At 64.2% G+C, this 20,811-nt stretch carries 17 protein-coding genes; 9 read left to right on the top strand and 8 right to left on the bottom strand.

The features are described from left to right. Position 1: 1 nt before the first annotated feature. From AB8808_RS17450 to pdhA, 3 genes are read right to left on the bottom strand one after another with little or no spacing between them, the layout of a single operon-like run. Entirely contained in the window at positions 2 to 1,408 is a 1,407-nt protein-coding gene (locus tag AB8808_RS17450) for a dihydrolipoamide acetyltransferase family protein (RefSeq protein WP_369930821.1), read from the bottom strand. A 14-nt stretch (positions 1,409 to 1,422) separates the two neighbouring features. After that, complete coding sequence (locus AB8808_RS17445; RefSeq protein WP_036139881.1) at positions 1,423 to 2,403, bottom strand: alpha-ketoacid dehydrogenase subunit beta; 981 nt, start codon at positions 2,401 to 2,403, stop codon at positions 1,423 to 1,425. Between the two features lie 12 nt (positions 2,404 to 2,415). After that, entirely contained in the window at positions 2,416 to 3,495 is a 1,080-nt protein-coding gene (gene pdhA / locus AB8808_RS17440) for a pyruvate dehydrogenase (acetyl-transferring) E1 component subunit alpha (protein WP_369930820.1), read from the bottom strand. 229 nt (positions 3,496 to 3,724) lie between these two features. Between pdhA and AB8808_RS17435 the strand changes: the two genes are divergently transcribed. Together AB8808_RS17435 and AB8808_RS17430 are read left to right on the top strand one after the other, a co-directional pair. After that, the gene (locus AB8808_RS17435; protein ID WP_369930819.1) at positions 3,725 to 4,573 is read left to right on the top strand and encodes a tryptophan 2,3-dioxygenase; all 849 of its coding nucleotides are present in this window, start codon (positions 3,725 to 3,727) and stop codon (positions 4,571 to 4,573) included. 141 nt (positions 4,574 to 4,714) lie between these two features. Further along, positions 4,715 to 6,223, top strand: coding sequence for a peptide MFS transporter (locus AB8808_RS17430; RefSeq protein ID WP_369930818.1), 1,509 nt, complete (start codon positions 4,715 to 4,717; stop codon positions 6,221 to 6,223). A 255-nt stretch (positions 6,224 to 6,478) separates the two neighbouring features. On the opposite strand, the gene AB8808_RS17425 is transcribed toward AB8808_RS17430, so the two are convergent. Continuing rightward, the gene (locus AB8808_RS17425; RefSeq protein WP_369930817.1) at positions 6,479 to 6,979 is read right to left on the bottom strand and encodes a MarR family winged helix-turn-helix transcriptional regulator; all 501 of its coding nucleotides are present in this window, start codon (positions 6,977 to 6,979) and stop codon (positions 6,479 to 6,481) included. Positions 6,980 to 7,067: 88 nt separating this feature from the next. Here AB8808_RS17425 and hppD point away from each other — a divergent pair, with 88 nt between their 5' ends. The 3 genes from hppD to AB8808_RS17410 all read left to right on the top strand — a co-directional run bounded on the left by hppD (position 7,068) and on the right by AB8808_RS17410 (position 10,698). Then, complete coding sequence (gene hppD / locus AB8808_RS17420; protein WP_369930816.1) at positions 7,068 to 8,156, top strand: 4-hydroxyphenylpyruvate dioxygenase; 1,089 nt, start codon at positions 7,068 to 7,070, stop codon at positions 8,154 to 8,156. Between the two features lie 233 nt (positions 8,157 to 8,389). Next, entirely contained in the window at positions 8,390 to 9,700 is a 1,311-nt protein-coding gene (hmgA, locus tag AB8808_RS17415) for a homogentisate 1,2-dioxygenase (protein WP_369930815.1), read from the top strand. Positions 9,701 to 9,717: 17 nt separating this feature from the next. Next, complete coding sequence (locus AB8808_RS17410; RefSeq protein WP_369930814.1) at positions 9,718 to 10,698, top strand: fumarylacetoacetate hydrolase family protein; 981 nt, start codon at positions 9,718 to 9,720, stop codon at positions 10,696 to 10,698. 154 nt (positions 10,699 to 10,852) lie between these two features. Here the strand turns inward: AB8808_RS17410 and AB8808_RS17405 are convergent, their stop codons facing one another. From AB8808_RS17405 to gap, 4 genes are all read right to left on the bottom strand, one after another. Then, positions 10,853 to 11,818: an FG-GAP repeat domain-containing protein gene (locus tag AB8808_RS17405; protein WP_369930813.1), complete on the bottom strand. Its 966-nt coding sequence runs from the start codon at positions 11,816 to 11,818 to the stop codon at positions 10,853 to 10,855. A gap of 432 nt (positions 11,819 to 12,250) precedes the next feature. Continuing rightward, positions 12,251 to 13,350 (bottom strand): IS3 family transposase gene (locus tag AB8808_RS17400; RefSeq protein ID WP_369930812.1). Its coding sequence is split into 2 segments (ribosomal slippage): positions 12,251 to 13,089 and positions 13,089 to 13,350, totalling 1,101 coding nucleotides; the frame shifts between segments, so codons are not numbered across the junction. 51 nt (positions 13,351 to 13,401) lie between these two features. Next, a complete protein-coding gene (locus AB8808_RS17395; protein ID WP_369930811.1) occupies positions 13,402 to 15,321 on the bottom strand; it encodes an LTA synthase family protein in 1,920 nt (639 codons plus the stop codon). 278 nt (positions 15,322 to 15,599) lie between these two features. Continuing rightward, complete coding sequence (gene gap / locus AB8808_RS17390; RefSeq protein WP_369930810.1) at positions 15,600 to 16,616, bottom strand: type I glyceraldehyde-3-phosphate dehydrogenase; 1,017 nt, start codon at positions 16,614 to 16,616, stop codon at positions 15,600 to 15,602. A 173-nt stretch (positions 16,617 to 16,789) separates the two neighbouring features. On the opposite strand from gap, the gene AB8808_RS17385 reads away from it, so the two are divergent. The 4 genes from AB8808_RS17385 to AB8808_RS17370 all read left to right on the top strand — a co-directional run bounded on the left by AB8808_RS17385 (position 16,790) and on the right by AB8808_RS17370 (position 20,785). Continuing rightward, entirely contained in the window at positions 16,790 to 17,614 is an 825-nt protein-coding gene (locus AB8808_RS17385) for a S1/P1 nuclease (RefSeq protein ID WP_369930809.1), read from the top strand. A 36-nt stretch (positions 17,615 to 17,650) separates the two neighbouring features. Then, the gene (gene pyk, locus AB8808_RS17380) at positions 17,651 to 19,120 is read left to right on the top strand and encodes a pyruvate kinase (protein WP_354514679.1); all 1,470 of its coding nucleotides are present in this window, start codon (positions 17,651 to 17,653) and stop codon (positions 19,118 to 19,120) included. 86 nt (positions 19,121 to 19,206) lie between these two features. Continuing rightward, complete coding sequence (locus tag AB8808_RS17375) at positions 19,207 to 19,653, top strand: energy transducer TonB (protein ID WP_036139900.1); 447 nt, start codon at positions 19,207 to 19,209, stop codon at positions 19,651 to 19,653. A gap of 106 nt (positions 19,654 to 19,759) precedes the next feature. Then, on the top strand, positions 19,760 to 20,785 hold the full coding sequence (locus AB8808_RS17370; protein ID WP_369930808.1) for a class I fructose-bisphosphate aldolase: 1,026 nt from the start codon (positions 19,760 to 19,762) through the stop codon (positions 20,783 to 20,785). Positions 20,786 to 20,811: the final 26 nt, after the last annotated feature.

Here is a 20,811-nt window from a genome sequence, read left to right as displayed (position 1 = left end):
ATTACTGCGGCAACCCCAGATCGTCGATCATCGCCTTCAGGAACCGCGCAGCCTCGCCGCCGGTGGCGGCGCGGTGATCGAACGTCAGCGACAGCGGCATGCGGCGATGTACTTCGATGCCACCCATCACGGCGACCACGTCGTGGCTCAGCTTGCCCGCGCCGACGATGGCGACCGTGGGCGGTACGACCACCGGGGTGGCGTAACGGCCGGCGAACATGCCGAAATTGGACAGGCTGATGGTGTAGCCGGACAGCTCCGATGCGGGGATGCTGCGATCTTCGACCGACGAACGCAGGCGCTTGATCGCGGCGCGGACGCCGGCACCGTCGAGCACGTCGGCATTACGCAGGGCCGGCACGAACAGGCCGTCTTCCGTGTCCACCGCGATGCCGATGTCCACGTGCGGGTGCAGCGTGCGGGTGAGGTCCTTGCCGTTGAACCAGGCGTTGAGCGCCGGCACCGTCTTGCAGGCCGTCACGATGGCGCGGATCAGGCGCGCGGTGATGTCCTGCTTGCCGATCCAGGCGTGCAGGTCGGCATCGTCGACGATGGTGGTCGGCACGACGTTGGCGTGTGCCTCGGCCATCACGCGCGCCATGTTGCGGCGAACGCCCTTCAGCTGTTCCGGCTGGCCCATGCTGTCCTTGCCCGGGGGCGCCGTGCGCACGGCCTTGCCGGCGAGCGACACCGGCGTGCGCGACGGGGCGGGGCCCGGCTCGGGTAGCGTTGGCGCAAGGTGCTGTGCCGACGCAGGGCGTGCGGGCGCGGCGGAAGCCGATCCGGCGGCACCGAGTGTGGCGCTGCCGTTGGCCGCTGCGTTTTTCACGTCCGCCATGGTGATCACGCCACCCGCGCCCGTGGGCTGCACGCGGGTGAGGTCGATCTTCATCTTCTTCGCCAGCGCGCGCACGGCCGGCACGGCCTTGACGCCACCGGCGCTGGAGACCTGCTCGGTGTGCACGGCGTTACCGCTGACCATGGCGCCGACCACGGTGCCTTCGTCTTCGCGCTGTGCCGGGGCCTTGCCGTCGGATTCGATCTCGCCGCCGTCGTCGGAGGCGACGACCTTGCTCGCGTCATCCGCGGCGGGACTGCCGACGCTCTTCTTCGGGCCGTGGTGGTGACCCGTGGACTCGGCCTCGGCACGCTGGCGCGCATTCGGGTCGATCTCGAAATCGGCCAGCGAGGCACCGGTCTCGATGATGTCGCCCACGCCCCCGTGCAGCTTCTTCACGGTGCCGGAATACGGCGACGGCACGTCGACGACGGCCTTCGCGGTTTCCATGGACACCAGCGGGGCGTCGAGCTTGATGGTGTCGCCTTCCTTGACGTGCCATTCCACGACGGTCGCGTCGGGCAGGCCTTCGCCGAGGTCCGGCAGGTAAAAGGTCTTGATGTCGGCCATGTCTATTACGTTCCTCAGGAGGCGGCGAGCGTGCGCTGGGCGGCTTCGACGATGCGTTCGACGCTGGGCAGGTACTTCATTTCCAGGCGGAACAGCGGGATGTGCGTATCGAAACCGGTCACGCGCTGCACCGGGGCGAGCAGGCTGTAGAGGCATTCCTCTGCCAGGCGGGCGGCGATCTCGGCACCGAAGCCGGCGGTCTTGGGCGCTTCGTGCACGATGACGCAGCGGCCGGTCTTGGTCACCGATTCCGCGATCGTGTCGAAGTCGAGCGGAGTCAGCGTGGCCACGTCGATCACTTCCGCGCTGACGCCCTGCTGGGCCAGTTCGTCGGCGGCTTCCAGACATTCCTTCACCTGCGCGCCCCAGGTCACCAGGGTGACGTCGGTGCCGTCGCGCAGCACGAAGCAGACATCCAGCGGCAGCGCCTCGCCGTCGTCGGGCACCTCTTCCTTGTACTGGCGGTAGATGCGCTTGGGCTCGAAGAAGATCACCGGGTCCGGATCGCGGATGGCGGCCAGCAGCAGGCCGTAGGCACGCGCCGGCGACGAGGGCATGACCACGCGCAGGCCGGGGATGTTGGTGAACAGGTGCTCGTTCGCCTCGGAGTGATGCTCCGGCGCGCGGATACCGCCGCCCCAGGGGGCGCGCCACACGGCCGGCACGGTCATGCGACCACGGGTACGGTTGCGCATGCGGGCGGCATGGCAGGCGATGTGTTCCATCATCGGGTAGATGAAGCCTTCGAACTGGGCTTCGGCCACCGGCTTCATGCCCTGCACGGCCAGGCCGATGGTCAGGCCGGCGATGGTGCCTTCGTCCAGCGGCGTGTCGATGACGCGCATCTCGCCGAACTGCTCCTGCAGGCCCTGGGTGGCGCGGAACACGCCGCCGTTGACACCGACGTCCTCGCCGAGCACCACGACGCTTTCGTCGTTGCGCATTTCATAGGCGAGCGCCTGGGTCACCGCTTCGATAAGAGTGATTTGTGCCATGGGAAGGAGTCCTTACGACGTGCGATCGAGGGAAGCGACGTAGTCACGTTGCGCTTCGAGGTCGGCCGGGAGTTCGGCGTACAGGTAGTCGAACATGGCCGTTGCCGGCTGGTTCTTCGTTTCCAGGTACGCGTTTACTTCGTTGTCCATCCAGTCGTCGCACTCGGTCTTCCAGGCCTCTTCCTTCGCGTCGTCCCACTTGCCCTTGGCTTCGAGCCACTTGCGCAGTCGCGGTACAGGGTCGCGCTCCCAGGCGTCCTTCACTTCCTGCTCGCCACGGTAGCGGCGGGCATCGTCGGCGGTGGTGTGGTCGCCGAGGCGGTAGGTCACCGCTTCGATCACGCTGGCGCCTTCGCCGTTGCGGGCGCGATCCAGGGCGATCTCCATGGCGGCGCGCACGGCGATGATGTCGTTGCCGTCCACCTGGATGCAGGGCAGGCCGGCCGCGATGCCCTTCTGGGCCAGCGTGCCGGAACCGCTCTGGATGCGGCGGGGCACCGAGATGGCCCACTGGTTGTTGACGATCACCGCGACCATCGGCAGCTTCTGCGCGCCGGCGACGTTGATGGCGCCGTAGAAGTCGCCCTTGGACGAGCCGCCGTCACCGATGGTGCAGACGGCCACGCGGGGCTCCTTGCGGATCTTGAAGGCCAGCGCCGAGCCGGCGGCGTGCAGGCACTGGGTACCGATGGGCACGCACCAGGCGAAGTCGTGCGCCGGGGCGTCCTGGAAATCGTTGCCGCGCTCGTCGCCACCCCAGTAGGTGTAGACCTCGCGTGGCTTCACGCCGCGATACAGTTGCGCGCCGTATTCGCGGTAGGACACGGCCAGGGAGTCTTCCCGGCGCATGGCGCTGCCGATGCCGACGTGCGCGGCCTCGTGGCCCAGGCACGAGGCGTAGGTGCCCAGCTTGCCGGTGCGTTGCAGCGCGATCGACTTGGCGTCGAACACACGGGTGGACACCATCAGCTTGTAGAGCTCGACCATATGGTCGAGGTCCTTGGCGAAGGCGGGGAGCTCCTTGCCGGTTTCCTTGCCATCCTGGTCAAGGTACTGCAGGTATTCGATTTCGAACTTGGCGGCGATGGACACGACTCGCTCCCAGGGGAAGGGTTAGAAACGACACGCACGAGTGGGGAAGCGGACGGCCCATCCAGCGGGGCACGAGCGGCTTTTCGATCATTGCGAGCCGGACTAGATATCAGGGGTATTATCACCCGGCAAGGCACGGCGCAGCATGGAACCGGCCGTGGCTGCCCCGGAACGGCGCTGTGGCGCGGGTTGCGGGGTCCTGGCACCCCTCATGTGGAAAGAACTTTCGATGACCCCTCCCCAGCGCGAGATCGAACCGGGCATCCGTACCGACCTCGACGGCCGCCTCACCTACGGCGACTACCTGAAGCTCGACCAGGTGCTTTCCGCCCAGCAGCCGCGCAGCCAGCCGGCCCACCACGACGAGATGCTGTTCATCGTCCAGCACCAGACCTCGGAGCTGTGGCTGAAGCTGATGATCCACGAACTGGACGCGGCGCTGGTGCGGCTGCGCGCCGACGACGTGGACGGCACCCTCAAGGTGCTGGCCCGGGTCAAGCAGATCCAGCGCCAGCTTTACGAGCAGTGGGCGGTGCTGGAAACCCTCACCCCTGCCGAATACCTGCAGTTCCGCGACGTGCTGGGCCCGTCGTCGGGGTTCCAGTCGCTGCAGTACCGCATCGTGGAGTTCCTGCTGGGCAACAAGCACGCGGACATGCTGCGCGTGTTCGAGCACGATCCGGTGGCCCACGCGCGGCTGGGCAAGGTATTCGAGGCCCCGGGCCTGTACGACGAGTTCCTGCGCTACCTGGCACGCCGCGGCCATGCGGTGCCCGCGGACATCCTGCAGCGCGACCTCACCCAGCCCTGGCGCAGCCAGCCGTCGCTGCTGCCGGTGTTCAAGCGGATCTACGAGGACACGGCGCACCACTGGCCCGAATACCACCTCAGCGAGCAACTGGTGGACGTGGAGGAAGCCTTCCAGCTCTGGCGCTTCCGCCACATGAAGACGGTGGAGCGCATCATAGGCTTCCGCGCCGGCACCGGCGGCTCCTCGGGCGTGGCCTTCCTGCGCAAGGCGCTGGAGCAAAGCTTCTTCCCCGAGCTGATCGAGGTCCGCACCATCCTGGGCACCTGACCACCCTCTGGGGCTGGCCATTGCACGAACCCAGGCTCGCGTGGGCTCCTACCCCCCGGCACGTGAATCGCGGCGGCGGGATTTGACGCGAAGGCCCCCCTCCCGCTAAACACGCTGCTTGCACCGTTCACAAGGGAAGCCATGACTCCGACAGCCCCCGGCCAGGTACGCGACGTGCCCGACTACCCGCAGACCATGGGCCATCCGCGCCCCCTGTGGATGCTGTTCATGACCGAATTCTGGGAGCGCTTCGCGTTCTACGGGATGCGCTGGGCGCTCACGCTCTACATCGTGGCGGAGTTCTTCAAGGGCGACCAGGCGGGGCAGGGGTACGCCAGCCGCACCTACGGCGCCTACCTGGCGCTGGTCTATGCCTCCGCCCTGTTCGGCGGCTGGATAGCCGACCGGATACTGGGTTACCAGCGTTCCATCCTGGTCGGCGCGGTGGTGATGGGAGCCGGCCTGTTCATGGTGATGGTGCCCAACCAGCAGGTGTTCCTGGCCGGGCTGGCCACGGTGATCGTCGGCAACGGCCTGTTCAAGCCGAACATTTCCTCGCTGGTCGGCCAGATCTACCGCCAGGGCGACGACCGTCGCGACCGTGGCTTCACCATTTTCTACATGGGCATCAACATGGGCGGTTTCCTCGCCCCGCTGGTGACCGGCTGGATCGCCTCGGTGGCGACGGATACGCCTCTGCAGGACAATTACCGCGCCGTGTTCGCTTCCACCGGCGTCGGCATGGTCATCTGCTTCATCTGGTTCCTGATCGGCAAGAAACAGCTCAAGGGCGTGGGCGTTCCGCCGCCGGAGCGCCACGCCGGAAAGAACCTGGGCGCGGTGCTGGTAGGTATCCTTGTCGCCATCCCGCTGGTCTACCTGCTCATGGCCTACGCCGGGGCGGTGCTGATCGCCTGGCTGCTCGGCGTGCTGTTCATCGGTGTGGCGATCATGCTGGTGCTTGAGGCGGTGCGCCACGACCGTATCCAGATCCACCGTGTCATCGCCATGCTGCTGTTGTTCGCGTTCAACGTGCTGTTCTGGATGTTCTTCGAGCAGGCCGGCAGCTCGCTGAATTTCCTGGCCCAGAACATCGTCGACCGGCGCATGTTCGGCGGCTGGGAGTTCCCCACCGGCTGGTTCCAGTCGCTCAACTCCGCGGCCATCCTCGTCTTTGCCCCCGTCGTCGCCCTGAGCTGGGGCTTGCTGGCGACACGCCGCAAGGAACCCTCCATCCCGCGCAAGTTCGGCCTGGGCCTGATGTTCAATGCGCTGGGCTTCCTGGTGCTGATGTATGCGCTGACCCGCCTCGTGGGCGCGGACAATCTCATTCCCTTCTGGCCGCTGGCCGTGTGCTACGTCATGCAGACCATCGGCGAGCTGTGCCTCTCGCCGATCGGCCTGTCGATGGTCACCAAGCTGGCCCCGCTGCGCGTGGTGGGCCTCGCGATGGGTGGCTGGTTCCTGTCCACCGCTATCGGCAACAACCTGTCCGGCCTGCTGGCCGGCCACATCAGCGGCGAGACCGGCATCACCATCGGCTCCGCGCTGTCCGGCTTCACCTTCAGCTTCGAACTGCTGATCGGCTCGGGCATCCTGCTGTTCCTCATCGCCCCACTGATCAACCGCTTGATGCACGGGGTGAAATAACACCCCCACGACGCCAGGCCCGGGCGCGCGCCCAGGTACCGGCGTCCTTGCAAGGTGCCTGGGGTGTGTAGGAGCGCACGCACGTGCGCGAACCCTCACCCTTGCACCGCGCGACAGATGCCGACCGCCCGCACGAGCGAGCGCTTCCATGCATCCTGTATCCGCTCGTTCGACGCCTGGAACCGCCTGGCCCGATGTGAAGCGCGGCCTCCGTCGCCATAGCAACGGTGAGGGTTCGCGCACGTGCGTGCGCTCCTACCCCTTGGTCGACGTCGAGCCTGCGGCCGCCGCCGACCCGGCCGGCCCCGCCGGGTGGAGGAGTTTGTCGAGGATGGTGTCGAGCTGCGCGCGCTCGGCGTCGTTCAGGCGGGCCAGCAGCTCGCGCTCGTGGGCGCGAGCCATGGGGGCCACCTCGTCGTGGATCGCCCAGCCGGCGTCGGACAGCTGCAGCACGGAGCGGCGCTTGTCGTCGTCGTGCGTGCCGCGGTCTACGCGGCCTTTCTCGACCAGGCGGGCCACGGCGCGGCTGACGGCCACCTTGTCCATGGCGGTGCGCTCGACCACTTCCCGCGCGGAAATCTCCGGGAAACGGGCCAGGATCGTCATCACGCGCCACTCGGTCATGCTGAGCTGGAAGCGCCCCTCGTACTCGGCCGCGATCGACTGGCTGACCGTGTTGGACAGGATCGACAGGCGGTAGGGCAGGAAGTGTTCCAGCTCCAGGGGCGCATGGGCCGGGACGGGTTCGAAAGTCATTAGTGCGCTGATCCTTGCAAATGGTTACAAGTGAAACTATAACGGAGGGCAGACGGCCCGAGCCGTGCCCACGCCAGGAGTATCGCCCATGAGCGCCCAGCCCAATATCGGTATGGAAGTCACCACCTTCGAGAACCCGCAGGGTGTCGACGGCTTCGAGTTCGTCGAGTTTGCCGCGCCGGATGCCGCGTTGCTGCATACGTTGTTCCCGAGGCTGGGCTTCACGGCCGTGGCGAAGCACCGCACCAGGGCCATTACCCTGTATCGCCAGGGCGAGTGCAACTTCCTCGTCAATGAGGAACCCAACTCGTTCGCGTCGGATTTTGCCGCCGAGCACGGCCCCAGCGCCTGTGGTTTCGCGATCCGTTTCAATCGCCCCGCCACCGATGTGCAGGCCACCGCGCTTTCCAACGGTGCCGAGAAGATTATGCTCAAGGCCGACACGCTGGCGCTGGACGTTCCGACGATCCAGGGCATCGGCGGTTGCGCGCTTTATCTCATCGACACCTACGGCGCCAGGGGCGACGTGTTCGACGGTGAATTCGAGTGGCTGCCGGGTGTCGATCGCCACCCGAAGGGCTTCGGTCTGACCTTCATCGACCACCTGACGCACAACCTGCACTTCGGCAATATGCAGAAGTGGTCCGACTACTACGAGCGGCTGTTCAACTTCCGCGAGATCCGCTACTTCGACATCAAGGGCGCCAAGACCGGCCTGGTGTCCAAGGCGATGACCGCGCCGGATGGCATGGTCCGCATCCCGCTGAACGAGTCGTCGGATGAAAAGTCGCAGATCAACGAGTACATCCGTGAATACAACGGCGAAGGCATCCAGCACATCGCCCTGTTCACCGACGACATCTATGCCTCGGTGGAGGCGATGCGCGAGCAGGACGTGGCGTTCCTCGAAACGCCGGATACCTACTACGAGGTGATCGACGTACGCGTGCCGGATCACGGCGAGGATATCGCCCGGCTGCAGGAGAACAAGCTGCTGATCGACGCCGACGACGAGACCAAGAAGAAGCTGCTGCTGCAGATCTTCACGCAGAACAACATCGGCCCGATCTTCTTCGAGATCATCCAGCGGAAGGGTAACGAAGGCTTCGGCAACGGCAACTTCAAGGCGCTGTTCGAGTCCATCGAACGCGACCAGATGCGCCGCGGCGTGCTCTAAAAAAGCCCGGGTGCGAAAAAACGCACGTAGGAGCGCACGATGTGCGCGATGTATCTTCGCGTAACCCTCCAAGCTGCCGCGGCAGCTCCAGGGCACGGCGTAGAGCTTTTCGCGCACATCGTGCGCTCCTACATGGGGTTTCGTTCTCCCGACCCCGCGGTTTGCCCATGCAGGTCGTGTCTCGGCCATGCAGGTTCCACCCACGCAGGTTGTCATCGACACAGGACACCACGATGAGCCATACCGACGATACCCACGGTTACCAGACCGGTTTCGGCAACGAGTTCGCCACGGAAGCCGTCGCCGGCGTGCTGCCGGTCGGCCAGAACTCGCCCCAGAGGGTGGCGCATGGGCTGTATGCCGAGCAGCTTTCGGGTAGCGCGTTCACCGCACCGCGCCATAGCAACCGGCGCAGCTGGCTCTATCGCATTCGCCCGGCGGCCCAGCATTCGCCGTTCGCCGAGCTCGGGCATCCGACGTTCCACAACCGCTTCCAGGAAGCTCCCGCTACGCCGAACCAGATGCGCTGGGATCCGCTGCCGATGCCTTCCGCACCGACGGATTTCCTCGACGGCCTGGTCACCATGGGCGGCAACGGCGGCGCGGAAGAGCAGGCGGGCATCGGTATCCACCTGTACTGTGCCAATCGCTCGATGCAGGGGCGTTATTTCTACGACGCCGACGGCGAGCTGCTGATCGTCCCGCAGCAGGGTCGCCTGCGCATCCGCACCGAGTTGGGCGTAATCGATGTCCAGCCACTGGAGATTGCGGTCGTGCCGCGCGGCGTGCGCTTCCTGGTCGAGTTGCCGGATGGCGAGGCGCGTGGCTATGTCGCCGAGAACTTCGGCGGGCTATTGCACCTGCCCGACCTCGGCCCCATCGGTGCAAACGGCCTGGCCCATCCGCGCGATTTCCTGACCCCGGTCGCCTCCTACGAGGACATGGACGGGGATTTTTCGCTGGTCGCCAAGTTCCAGGGCGCCTTGTGGTCGGCCACCATCGATCATTCGCCGCTGGATGTGGTGGCCTGGCACGGCAACTATGCGCCGTACAAATACGACCTGCGCCGCTTCAACACCATCGGCTCCATCGCCGTGGATCACCCGGACCCGTCGATCTTCACCGTGCTTACCTCGGCCAGCGACACGCCCGGCACGGCCAACATGGACTTCGTGATCTTCCCGCCGCGCTGGCTGGTGGCGGAGCATACGTTCCGCCCGCCGTATTTCCATCGCAACGTGGCTAGCGAGTTCATGGGCCTGATCGATGGTGCCTACGACGCGAAGGCCGGCGGCTTCGTGCCCGGCGGCTCCAGCCTGCACAACTGCATGAGCGGCCATGGCCCCGATGCGGCCAGCTTCGAGAAGGCCTCCGCGGCGGACGTATCGCACCCGGACCACATCATGGGCACCATGGCCTTCATGTTCGAAACGCGCAAGGTCATCCGGCCGACGCGACAGGCGCTGGCATCCGGCGCGCTGCAAGGCGACTATTACGCCTGCTGGCGCGACCTGAAGAAGCACTTCACGCCGCCCACGGTCTGATCGTTTAAAGGAAACGCATGAAACTCGCTTCGTTGAAGGAAGGCGGCCGCGACGGCACGCTCATCGTCGTCAGCCGCGACCTGTCGCGCGCCGTGAAGGCCTCGGGCATCGCGGCTACGTTGCAGGCAGCGCTGGACGACTGGAACACCCTGGCACCGCGCCTCAACGCGCTGTCCGAAGACCTCAATGAGGGCAGGGCGGACGGTGCCTTCGCGCTGGACATGGCGCGGTTGGCCGCACCGCTGCCGCGTGCGTATGAGTTCGTGGATGGCAGCGCCTACCTGCCGCACGTGGAGCGCGTGCGTCGCGCCCGCGGCGCCGAGGTACCCGCGTCTTTCTATACCGATCCGTTGATGTACCAAGCCACCAGCGCCGGTTTCCTCGGTCCGCGCGATCCCGTGGTCGTGCCCAGTGAGGATTTCGGCATCGACCTGGAAGCCGAGGTGCTGGTCGTCACCGACGATGTGCCCATGGGCGTGACGCCCGCGCAGGCCGCCGGCCATATCCAGCTGGTAGGGCTGGTCAACGATGTTTCGCTGCGTGGCCTGATTCCCGGCGAACTGGCCAAGGGCTTCGGCTTCGTCCAGTCCAAGCCGCGCTCCGCGCTGTCCCCGGTGTTTGTCACTCCCGACGAGCTGGGCGACGCCTGGAAGGACGACAAGCTGCACCTGCCCATGCGCACCTGGATCAACGGCCAGTGGTTCGGCGAGGCCGAGTGCGGCGTGGACATGCAGTTCGATTTCTCGCAGCTGGTTGCGCATGTGGCGAAGACCCGCCCGCTGACCGCTGGCACGCTGGTGGGCTCGGGCACCATCGCCAACGAGGACACCGGCAAGGGTGCGTCCTGCCTGGCCGAGCAGCGCACGGTGGAGACCCTGCGCGACGGTAGCCCGAGTACGCCGTTCCTGTCGTTCGGGGATACGGTGAAGATCGACGTGGTCGACCAGGCTGGCGTCAGTATCTTCGGGGCGATCGAGCAGGTGATAGAGCAGCGCTGATACTTGACATATTCAAGCTTTAATCACGGAAACGCCCCACAAGTTCTAAGGTGTAACTTGTGGGGCGACTTTCAGGTCTGGTCGATACTGTATGCCGAGTAGCAGGATATGCGGCGCATATGACTGCTTACCCGCAAGGGTATCCGTGCCATCTTCAGTGATTTATGAGCAGTGTTTGCGAGGTGTCGGTTCCCAACGCACCTATCGGGGTTGCGGCATGAACAAGATATTCCTGGAATGCCGAGCCCTTGAGTACATGAACCTCTGCACCATTCGTACCCACTTTGTTTAACCCAAACAGGTCTATTTTTCCGTCGTTGTCGTAATCTTTGACACCGAATACCCACTTCGAATCCGTTCCGGTAAGGCCAAGTGCTGTTGCGGTTTCCAATGAATAAGCCGTGTAACCACTCGAGCCACTGACGACGTGCACCTCAGTGCTAGCACCATTCTGCTTTGCGATGGCAACGATATCTGGCTTTCCATTGTTGCCTGCGTTAGCGGCCACGTGGAACTCCCAGGCATCGTCTGATCCGGTCGGCGCCATTGGCATAACTGCATCTAACAATCTGGTCGAGAAGCCATCGGCTCCATTGAAGATATGTACCTCTGTGTGCCCGCTTGCCCCTCCTGCCTTCTGAAAAACATAAAGGTCGGGCTTTCCGTCGTTGTTGTAGTCGCCAATGTCGAACGTAAAGGCAAGTCCCCCTTGGACTGCACCGAGTCCGGTGGAGTAGTGTCCGAGGAAAGTACTGTAGTTAGTCGACCCGTCCAGAATATGTACTTCAACGTTCGGTGTGCCGTTGCCGTACCTGCTTATTGCATAGACGTCGGTTTTTCCGTCGCCATTTGCATCCCCAAGGGCGAACGACCACTGATCGGTGTTGCCTAGTGCAAGTGCTGTCGCTGCATGAAGTTTGTATGTCGTGTAACCCGATCCAGCGTCGAGGACATGCACCTCCGTTCTGCCCGAACCCGTGTTGACTGTGTTTATCCAGTAAAGATCGGCAGGTTTCTGAGCCACGGGGGTGGTTGCAAGATATTGGCAGGTCAATCTTGCAGTTGATGACCAAGCGAAGCCGGATCCAACGGTTTGAAATGATGGGAAGCCGGTCGCCATGCCTTGGTTCAATGACCGGCACGCAAAGCCCGCTAAGGATGCGGCATTTGACTCTGCCGACGATGGTGAACTGCCACTCGCACTGGCGGAGACGGTGGTAAATGAAAGTGTCTGTGCGTTCGCAGAGCAAGCTACAGCAAGACCGATCAAGCCTGTCAAGAGAGAATGCTTCACTTAGTGCCCCTGATTCGAAAGCTCGCGTGGCGCGAGCTCAACGATCATCCTGCGACTTTTGTGTCAAGTCTGTCGGTAGATGCCGATTTAGCTGTAGGGGAATCCCTACAAAGTCGAAAGTTTTTAGGTTCATCGCGGATTACCGGCGAAGGCAGCTCGGATCTTCAGAAGGAACTGTCGACCCCCCGCTAATCAGTTCCACTGATAACTGGAATTTCCTGAAGTGTGACGTCGTCCCATTTTTCATACACGTTTAAACTAGAGTCGGGCCGCTGTTGACGTTGCTTCCTGACCTTTAAGTGCGTACTCGCTCGGGGTCATATGGCCAAGCGATCCGTGGGGTCGATGCTGGTTGTAGTCGTTGCGCCAGGCTTCCAGTTTGTGCCGCGCATCCTCGATCGATTCGAACGCATGGACGTTGAGGCATTCGTCGCGCAAGCGACCGTTGAATGATTCGATCATACCGTTCTCCGTCGGACGTCCCGGGCGGATAAAGTCCAAGTGGATGCCGTGGTTGAAGGTCCATTCGTCAACGACCTTGCAGGTGAACTCGGTCCCGTTGTCCACCGTGATCGCCCGGGGCAGCGGATGCTGCGGACCGAGCCGCTCGAAGGCCTCGATGAGACGTCGACCGTTCAACGAAAAATCGGCCTCCAGCAAGATACTCTCACGACTCCACTTGTCGATCACCGTCAGCACCCGAAACGGCTTTCCGCTGACGAGCTGGTCATAGACGAAATCCATCGCCCAGTATTGGTGAGCGGCCGTCGGCCCCCGATGCAAGCTGATGACCTTGCGCCGGCGACGACGCATGCGCAGCTGCAACCCTTCCAGGCAGTAGAGTCGATGCACGCGCTTGCGGCCGACGGCCCAGCCCTCGCGACGCAACATCACCGTGATGCGCTCGTAGCCGAAGCGAGGTCGGGCCTGAGCCAGGTCCCGGATGCGCATGCGCAGTGCCGACTGGTCCTTGGCCTGGCTCTTGTAGTACCACGTCGCGCGCTGAATCCCGGCCAGTCCGCATGCGCGTCGGGCGCTCACCTGAAATTGCTCATGGACCCAATCAGCAACGTCCCGGCGGCGGCCTGGCCTTAGATTTTTTTTCGAATGACTTCCGACAGGATTTGTTTGTCCAGGGTCAGGTCGGCGACCAGTCGTTTCAGGCGGCCGTTCTCCTCCTGCAGCTGTCTCAGTTGGCGAAGCTCGGCCACGCCCAGGCTAGCGTACTTCTTCTTCCAGACGTAGAAGGTGGCCTCGCTGATGCCCATCTGCCGACATACGTCCGTGACCAGCGTTCCCGACTCCGCCAGGCGCAACGCGTAGATGACCTGTTCTTCGGTAAACCGCGACTTCTTCATCGCTGCTCCGGGGCCCGATCGGGCCGGTGGGTGAAGCGACCTTACCTCTAGTTATGGGCTGTGTCGAAAAAGTGGGCCCACGTCAGGACCGAGCGCATCACTGACCCGCTTGAGGTCGTTTGCGTGGTCCTCGTCGGATTTGCCTGGATGCAAAATGTTCTCGGTGAATCCGCGGCCAAGGAGCAGGTCGTAACACACTGCGCGATAGTTGTTCACAAGCGACACGTTCGCAGGCATCCCTCGCACGGTGCGCCCCGCGGCATCACGGCTATACGCCTGGGAAACGACCGGATAGGCGTGTTCCATGCGCTCGAGCATGATGTCCAGCGGCCCCGCCGGAAGGCCAGCCTCTCGCTTGATCCGACCGGCCAGATAGATGGGGCTGAACGGTCGAGTCGGCAGGTCCATGCTTGCCCCGACATTGCTCCACACCAGCAACGGTACGCTGTGCATGTGCTCCTCGTCCAGGTCGCTCCACGCGCTCTGATTGCTACTGCCCAGCAGACCTGCCTGACGGTAGACCATGTAATGGTCGCCGAGGCTCGGCAGATGGTCGCCGAACATGACGACCATGGTCTTCCTACGGGATCTCCTGGCGTGGGCCACCACTTCATTGAACCCCTGTACGGCATCCCTGACACCTGACGCATACGTACTCAGCTGATCGATTGCGTCGTCGCTGAGGTGTCCGGTGTCGTCGTGCACGGCGACACGGCTGGCATAGCGATACATCCCGCCTGTGTACGGGGCATGCCCCTGCAGGCTCACGGCGAAGACGAAGTGTGGCCCCGTCCCTGAATCCAGCGTGGCATCGATCTCGCCAGCGAGGGCATGATCGTTGATGAAGGGGCCCGTCATATCGCGATGAAGGAAGGCGTCCTTGTCCCGGAACGCCTGAAAGCCGAGATTACGGTATACATTCCGTCGGTTCCAGAAGTTTCCATCGAATGGATGCAGGGCCGTGGTCGAATAGCCTGCGCGACGAAAGTCCATCGCGAGCGAGTTCATCGGGCGCCTTACGTACTGGACATAAGGGATGCTTCCCGCGGGAAGCGTCCCATTGGATATCCGCGTGAGCAGCTCGAACTCTGTGTTGGCGGTGTAGCCCCCGAAAACCGGCGAGAACATCGTGCCACGCTGGGTCGTATCCGCGGCGGCGAGCAGAGGATCCTCAAAGCGCAGACCGGGCAGCCTCGTCGGGTCCCAGAACGCTTCACTCATGATGATCACGACATCGGGCGCTTCATCCCGACCGAGGGACGGGGTCTCCTGTGTCGAATCGATGCCCGGTGTAAGCGCGGCCCTTATCATCGCCTCGCCGTAACCTAGGGGAGGATGGATCGTCGCGGAGCGCGCATTCATCAGAAAGCTGAGGAGTTGTCCGTTTGCGCGGGTGTTTGCCGCCGGGTCGAAATTCAGATTGTGGATGCCCCATTTGTCCAGACGGTCGGCGATCGGGCTGCGCCTGAAGCGCGTTCCATGGACGTTGTAGTCCGGAACTGCGACCACGAACACGACAAATATCAGGCACATCACGCGGAGTGCGATGGTCGCCCAGCGTCGCGCGGAGTGTCGGCCGGTGGTGCGTTTCCATGCCCAGACTAGGGCCGTCAGCAATAGGCACGCGGCTACAACCGCGACCACGTACGCGAACGGCCCCCACATCATGTACGACACTTCGAGATACTGCTGCGATAGCAGCAGGTCTGACGGCGTTGCCGGGATTCCGAGCTTTGCCAGCTTAGCCCCGTCCGCGAACGAGTACATCCAGAAGACCGCCGCCAGCAGGGAAAACGCGGTAGGCATGCTGCACAATAATTCTAGCGCGCAGCCGCACAACGCCACGTAGACGATGCTGGCAAGTAAGGCGGCGCCAGCGGACACGGCCCAGCTGGCGGTGTCCCGCGAGCCGCGAAAGATGGTCTCGCCGACGAGTACCACGCAGGTGCCAAGAAGGAGTCGCAACGCCACGGCGGCAACCCTGCGTCCCCATGTCCCGCTCGCCCGGCGAGCTTTTCCTGCTTTCACGTTTCAACGACTCCCTACAGCCCCGTCCCTGAGAACGCTCAACCATAGTGGGCGTTGACATAAAATTGTAACGGCCAATTCACATTTGACGGTATTGTCGTCATTGAAAAGGTCGTTCCCGGGGTGCTTGCACGAATAAGGCCCTGCACGTCGCCGTGCGGGCCTTTGGGAGCGTCGAGCACGGCATGCTCCCATGTACGGGAAGCATTCCGCGATACGCTTTACCTGGCGGCCATCAGTGCCTTGGTCATGTCCAGCATACGGTTGGAGAAGCCCCACTCGTTGTCGTACCACGAGAGGACCTTCACCAGGGTGCCTTCCATCACGCGCGTCTGCGTCGAGTCGTAGATCGACGAGTGCGGGTTGTGGTTGAAGTCGATCGACACCAGCGGCGCGCTGTTGACGGCCAGGATGCCCTTCATGGCGCCGTTGGCGGCTTCATGGATGGCAGCGTCTATCTCTTCCTTGGTCGTCGCGCGTGCGGCGGTGAAGGTCAGGTCGACCACGGACACGTTGATGGTCGGCACGCGCATGGCGAAACCGTCCAGCTTGCCGTTGAGTTCCGGCAGCACCAGGCCTACCGCCGCGGCGGCGCCGGTCTTGGTCGGGATCTGGCTGTGCGTGGCACTACGGGCGCGGCGCAGGTCCGAGTGGTAGACGTCGGTCAGCACCTGGTCGTTGGTGTAGGCGTGGATCGTGGTCATCAGGCCGTGCACGATGCCGATCTTCGTGTGCAGCACCTTGGCCAGCGGCGCCAGGCAGTTGGTGGTGCAGGAGGCGTTGGAGATCACTTCCAGCTTCGAGGTCAGCTTGTCGTCGTTGACGCCCATGACGAAGGTGCCGTCCACGTCCTTGTCGCCGGGCGCGGAAATGATCACCTTCTTGGCGCCGCCGGCGATGTGGGCGCTGGCCTTGGCCTTGGAGGTGAAGAAGCCGGTGGATTCCAGCACCACGTCGACGCCGTGCTCGCCCCAGGGCAGCTTGGACGGATCGCGCTCGGCGAAGACCTTGATCCGGTCGCCGTTGACGATCAGGTCGCCGTTGTCGACCGAGACTTCACCCGGGAAACGGCCGTGGGCCGTGTCGTACTGGGTGAGGTGGGCGTTGGTTTCCGCGTTGCCGAGATCGTTGATCGCGACGATCTGGATGTCCTGGCCGTTCTTCTTCGACTCATAGAGCGAACGCAGGATGTTGCGACCGATGCGACCGTAACCGTTGATGGCGACCTTGATGGTCATGTGCAGCCTCCGGGTGGGATTTGCTAACGAGGTAAGGGCAGGTGGCGTAAACCTCCATGGTAGCGGAACGTCGCAGGGGCCGGCTTGCTGCACCGCCGCGATTTGTCATCCGTGTGCTCGTCCGGCTGTGGCACACTTGGGCGTTCGCCCCGTCCGGAAACGTTTACCTGTCCATGAACGCCGTTCATAAGCGCCGCACCATCGCCACCCTGCTGGCCCTCGCCCTCCCGGCCTTCGCCAGTGTCCATGCCTGGGGCGACATCGGCCACCGGATCGTCGCCGAACTGGCCTGGCGCCAGCTGGACCCCACCGCCAAGGCGGAAATCCAGCGCCTGCTCGGGGATACCGGCACCGCCGATCCCCTTCCGGACATCGCCAGCTGGCCCGATCGCCTCCGCGACGACCCCGCCACCAAGGCGCTGGGCAAGGCCACGGGCCCGCTGCACTACATGGATTTCGTGGACGGTAAGTGCCACTACGTGCCCGCCCGCGATTGCGCGGACGGAAAATGCGTCGTGGGCGGCCTCGAAAAGTACGTCGCCATCCTGGGTGACCGCCACAAGTCGCAGGCCGAGCGGGCCGAGGCGCTGAAGTTCGTCGTCCATTTCGTGGGCGACGTGCACCAGCCGCTGCACGCCGGCAACCGTGACGACAAGGGCGGCAACGACTACCAGGTGCAGTTCGACGGCAAGGGCACCAACCTGCACAGCGTGTGGGACTCGAAGATGCTCTACACCCGCGACCTGAAATGGCCCGCCTACGCCGACCGCCTGGCCGCGCAGGGGCCGGTGCAGCTACCCAAGCCGCAGGCACCGCTGGACAATCCCTACGCCCAGTGGGCGGAGGAATCCTGCTCGATCGTGGCCACCGACGGTTTCTATCCCGACTCGCACAGCATCGACGACGCCTACGTGGCGAAGCAGCTTCCGGTCGCGGAGACCCGCCTGCGCGAGGCAGGCAAGCGTCTCGCCGACCTGCTCAACAAGACGCTGGACTGATCCGCGTCCCGAATTCGAAGACAAGGTAGATACGCAATGACCGATATCCAGGTTCGCCGCACCAAGATTGTCGCCACCCTCGGTCCCGCCACCGACGCGCCGGGCATGCTTGAGAAAATCCTCGAAGAGGGCGTGGACATCGTCCGCCTCAACCTCTCCCATGGCGTGCCGGACGACCACCGCGCCCGCGCCGCCGCCGTGCGCGCCGCCGCCGAGAAGGTCGGTCGCGAGGTCGGCATCCTGGCCGATCTGCAGGGCCCGAAGATCCGCATCGAAAAGTTCGCCGACGGCCCGATCGACCTCCTGGCCGGTGACAGCTTCACGCTCGATTGCCGTCCGGACGCGCCGGCCGGCACCCAGACCCATGTGGGCGTGAGCTATTACGACCTGCCCCGGGACGTGGTGCCGGGCGACGTGCTGCTGCTGGACGATGGCCTTATCGCCTTGTCGGTACTGGAAATTTCGGGTTCCGAAATCCGCACCCGCGTCGTCATCGGCGGTCGCCTCTCCGCGCGCAAGGGCCTGAATCGCCAGGGTGGCGGCCTCAGCGTCTCGGCACTTTCCGACAAGGATCGCAACGACATCAAGCTGGCCGCCGAGATGGGCGCCGATTTCCTCGCCGTGTCGTTCGTGCGCTGCGCCGACGATCTCCACGAGGCCCGCCGTCTCATGCGTGAAGCCGGTGGCGATGCCGCCATCGTTTCCAAGATCGAGCGCGCCGACGCCATCCCGGTGCTGGGCGAGATCATCGATGCCTCCGACGTGGTCATGGTCGCCCGTGGCGACCTGGGCGTGGAAATCGGCGACGCCGAACTTCCCGGTCTGCAGAAGAAGATCATCCGCGAGTCCGTGCAGCGCAACCGCTCGGTGATCACCGCCACGCAGATGCTGCAGTCGATGGTGCGCGCGCCCATCCCCACCCGCGCCGAGGTGCTGGACGTGGCCAACGCGGTGATCGACGGCACCGACGCCGTCATGCTCTCGGAAGAGACCGCCGCCGGTGCCCACCCGGACAAGGCCGTGGCCGCCATGCGCCGTATCTGCCTGGGTGCCGAGCGCCAGTTCGAGCCGCGCGGCGACCTGCGCCCGGACGTGCAGTCGCTGGATCGCAGCGACCAGGCCATCGCGCTGGCCGCCATGTCGCTCGCCGCCCAGGTGGGTGTCCGCGCCATCGTGGCGCTGACCGAGTCCGGTGCCACCGCACAGTGGTTGTCGCGCTATCGCTTCGCGGTCCCGATCTATGCGATGTCTCCCTCGGACATGGCCCGCCGCCGCATGCTGATGCTGCGCGACGTGCAGCCGGTGGACTTCGAGCAGGGCAACCTCGATCCCGCACACACCGCCCGCGCCGCGCTCCAGCACCTGTTCGCGCTGGGCAAGCTGGCCAAGGGCGACCGCGTCATCCTGACCCACGGCGACCACATCGGCCGCGGCGGTGGCACCAACACCCTGAAGCTGCTGGTCGTTGGCGACGACGGCATCGCCGACAGCCTGCGCGACCTCTGATCGACCCGCCGCGGACGCATGCCTCATACGCAGCGCATGCGTCCGCGGGGTTAAACTCGACGCCCTGGTTACCTACCGAGGGCGTCATGATCCGTATCTCCTCCCGCACCGGCGCCATTGCCGCCGCCGTCCTCCTCCTGGCCGCGGGCACCGCCCAGGCGCAGAACCTCCGCCGCGTCGCTCCGGAGCGACTGACCGGCTACTGGTATCTCACCAACAAGTCCGTCAGCCCCGATGTGCCGAACACCGGCAAGAACCTCAACCAGCCGACCTGCGTCGCCGTCAGCTACATGATCGGCTCGGACGGTCGCACGCAGAATGCAAGGATCGAGAAGGTCGAACCCCAGGGTGACCTCGGCCAGGTCGGCGTCAGCATCGTCAAGCAACTGGTCTACGTGAAGGGCAACCAGAACGGCACGGCCGTGCCCGTGCAGACCTACTACGTCACCGGGTTCAACCTTCCGGAAGACCCCGCCGCCAAGGCTGCCCTCCTGGCCAAGTGCAAGCTGCCGGGTTACGACCAGACCAGTTGATCGCAGCGCACAACGGCATTCACGGCGCGCGGCCCTATACTCCGCCGGTTTCAGTCATCGCTTCGCTCCTGATCAAGGGGCATACCACTACCATCATGGAGTTGTCATGAGCATCGAAAACCTCGAACAGATCGCGCAGGCGATGGTCGCCCCGGGCAAGGGCATCATTGCCATCGACGAGTCGACCAACACCATCAAGAAGCGTTTCGACAGCGTCGGCATCGAGAACACCGAGGAAAATCGGCGCGCCTACCGCGAGCTGCTGCTCACGACGCCCAACCTGGGCGACCACATCTCCGGCGCCATCCTGTTCGACGAGACGATCCGCCAGAAGACCAAGGACGGCGTGCCGTTCACCGAGATCATGAAGAAGAACGGCATCATCCCGGGCATCAAGGTCGACAGGGGTCCGGTGCCACTGGCCGGTTTCCCTGGCGATGTGATCACCGAAGGCCTGGATGGCCTGCGCGAGCGCCTGAAGGAATACGCCCAGCTCGGCGCCCAGTTCGCCAAGTGGCGCGCCGTGATCAACATCACCGACGACAATCCCAGCTCCACGGCCATCGAGGCCAATGTCCACGCGCTGGCCCGTTATGCGGCCCTGTGCCAGGAAGCCGGCATCGTGCCGATGGTCGAGCCGGAAGTGGTGATGGACGGCGCCGACAGCACGCACGACCTCGAGGTCAGCTACGAAGTGCACGAAGCCGTGCTGCGTAGCCTGTTCAACGCCCTCTACGAACAGAACGTCATGCTCGAGGGCACCATCCTCAAGATCAGCATGGTGATCCCGGGCAAGAACGCCCCGGAAGAAAGCCAGGTCGATGCCGAGGACGTGGCCGATGCCACCGTCCGCGTCCTCAAGACCACCGTGCCGGCGACGCTGCCGGGCATCGTGTTTCTCTCCGGCGGCCAGGAAGACACCCAGGCCACGGAAAACCTCAACGAGATCAACAAGCTCGGGCCGCACCCCTGGCCGGTCAGCTTCTCGTACGGTCGTGCCATGCAGGCTGAAGCCCTTGCGCTGTGGGCCAAGGACATCAAGGGCAACGTGGATGCTGCCCAGAAGATCGTGCTGGAGCGGGCCAAGGAGAATGGCGAAGCGGCCCTGGGGCGTTGGAAGAAACGCGCCTAACTCGATCCTGAACGAATAAAAAGAGG

It is taken from the genome of Xanthomonas sp. NCPPB 2632, assembly GCF_041228075.2.
GTDB lineage: Bacteria > Pseudomonadota > Gammaproteobacteria > Xanthomonadales > Rhodanobacteraceae > Luteibacter.
The sequence above is the reverse complement of the archived record's forward strand: the minus strand, read 5'-3'. Positions and strand labels throughout refer to the sequence as shown.

Excerpts from the sequence above, each read along its gene's own strand:
- AB8808_RS17450 (WP_369930821.1), bottom strand. The coding sequence starts at position 1,408 with ATGGCCGACATCAAGACCTTTTACCTGCCGGACCTCGGCGAAGGCCTG.
- AB8808_RS17445 (WP_036139881.1), bottom strand. The coding sequence starts at position 2,403 with ATGGCACAAATCACTCTTATCGAAGCGGTGACCCAGGCGCTCGCCTAT.
- AB8808_RS17435 (WP_369930819.1), top strand. The coding sequence starts at position 3,725 with ATGACCCCTCCCCAGCGCGAGATCGAACCGGGCATCCGTACCGACCTC.
- AB8808_RS17430 (WP_369930818.1), top strand. The coding sequence starts at position 4,715 with ATGACTCCGACAGCCCCCGGCCAGGTACGCGACGTGCCCGACTACCCG.
- AB8808_RS17425 (WP_369930817.1), bottom strand. The coding sequence starts at position 6,979 with ATGACTTTCGAACCCGTCCCGGCCCATGCGCCCCTGGAGCTGGAACAC.
- hppD (WP_369930816.1), top strand. The coding sequence starts at position 7,068 with ATGAGCGCCCAGCCCAATATCGGTATGGAAGTCACCACCTTCGAGAAC.
- hmgA (WP_369930815.1), top strand. The coding sequence starts at position 8,390 with ATGAGCCATACCGACGATACCCACGGTTACCAGACCGGTTTCGGCAAC.
- AB8808_RS17410 (WP_369930814.1), top strand. The coding sequence starts at position 9,718 with ATGAAACTCGCTTCGTTGAAGGAAGGCGGCCGCGACGGCACGCTCATC.
- AB8808_RS17405 (WP_369930813.1), bottom strand. The coding sequence starts at position 11,818 with ATGGCGACCGGCTTCCCATCATTTCAAACCGTTGGATCCGGCTTCGCT.
- gap (WP_369930810.1), bottom strand. The coding sequence starts at position 16,616 with ATGACCATCAAGGTCGCCATCAACGGTTACGGTCGCATCGGTCGCAAC.
- AB8808_RS17385 (WP_369930809.1), top strand. The coding sequence starts at position 16,790 with ATGAACGCCGTTCATAAGCGCCGCACCATCGCCACCCTGCTGGCCCTC.
- pyk (WP_354514679.1), top strand. The coding sequence starts at position 17,651 with ATGACCGATATCCAGGTTCGCCGCACCAAGATTGTCGCCACCCTCGGT.
- AB8808_RS17375 (WP_036139900.1), top strand. The coding sequence starts at position 19,207 with ATGATCCGTATCTCCTCCCGCACCGGCGCCATTGCCGCCGCCGTCCTC.
- AB8808_RS17370 (WP_369930808.1), top strand. The coding sequence starts at position 19,760 with ATGAGCATCGAAAACCTCGAACAGATCGCGCAGGCGATGGTCGCCCCG.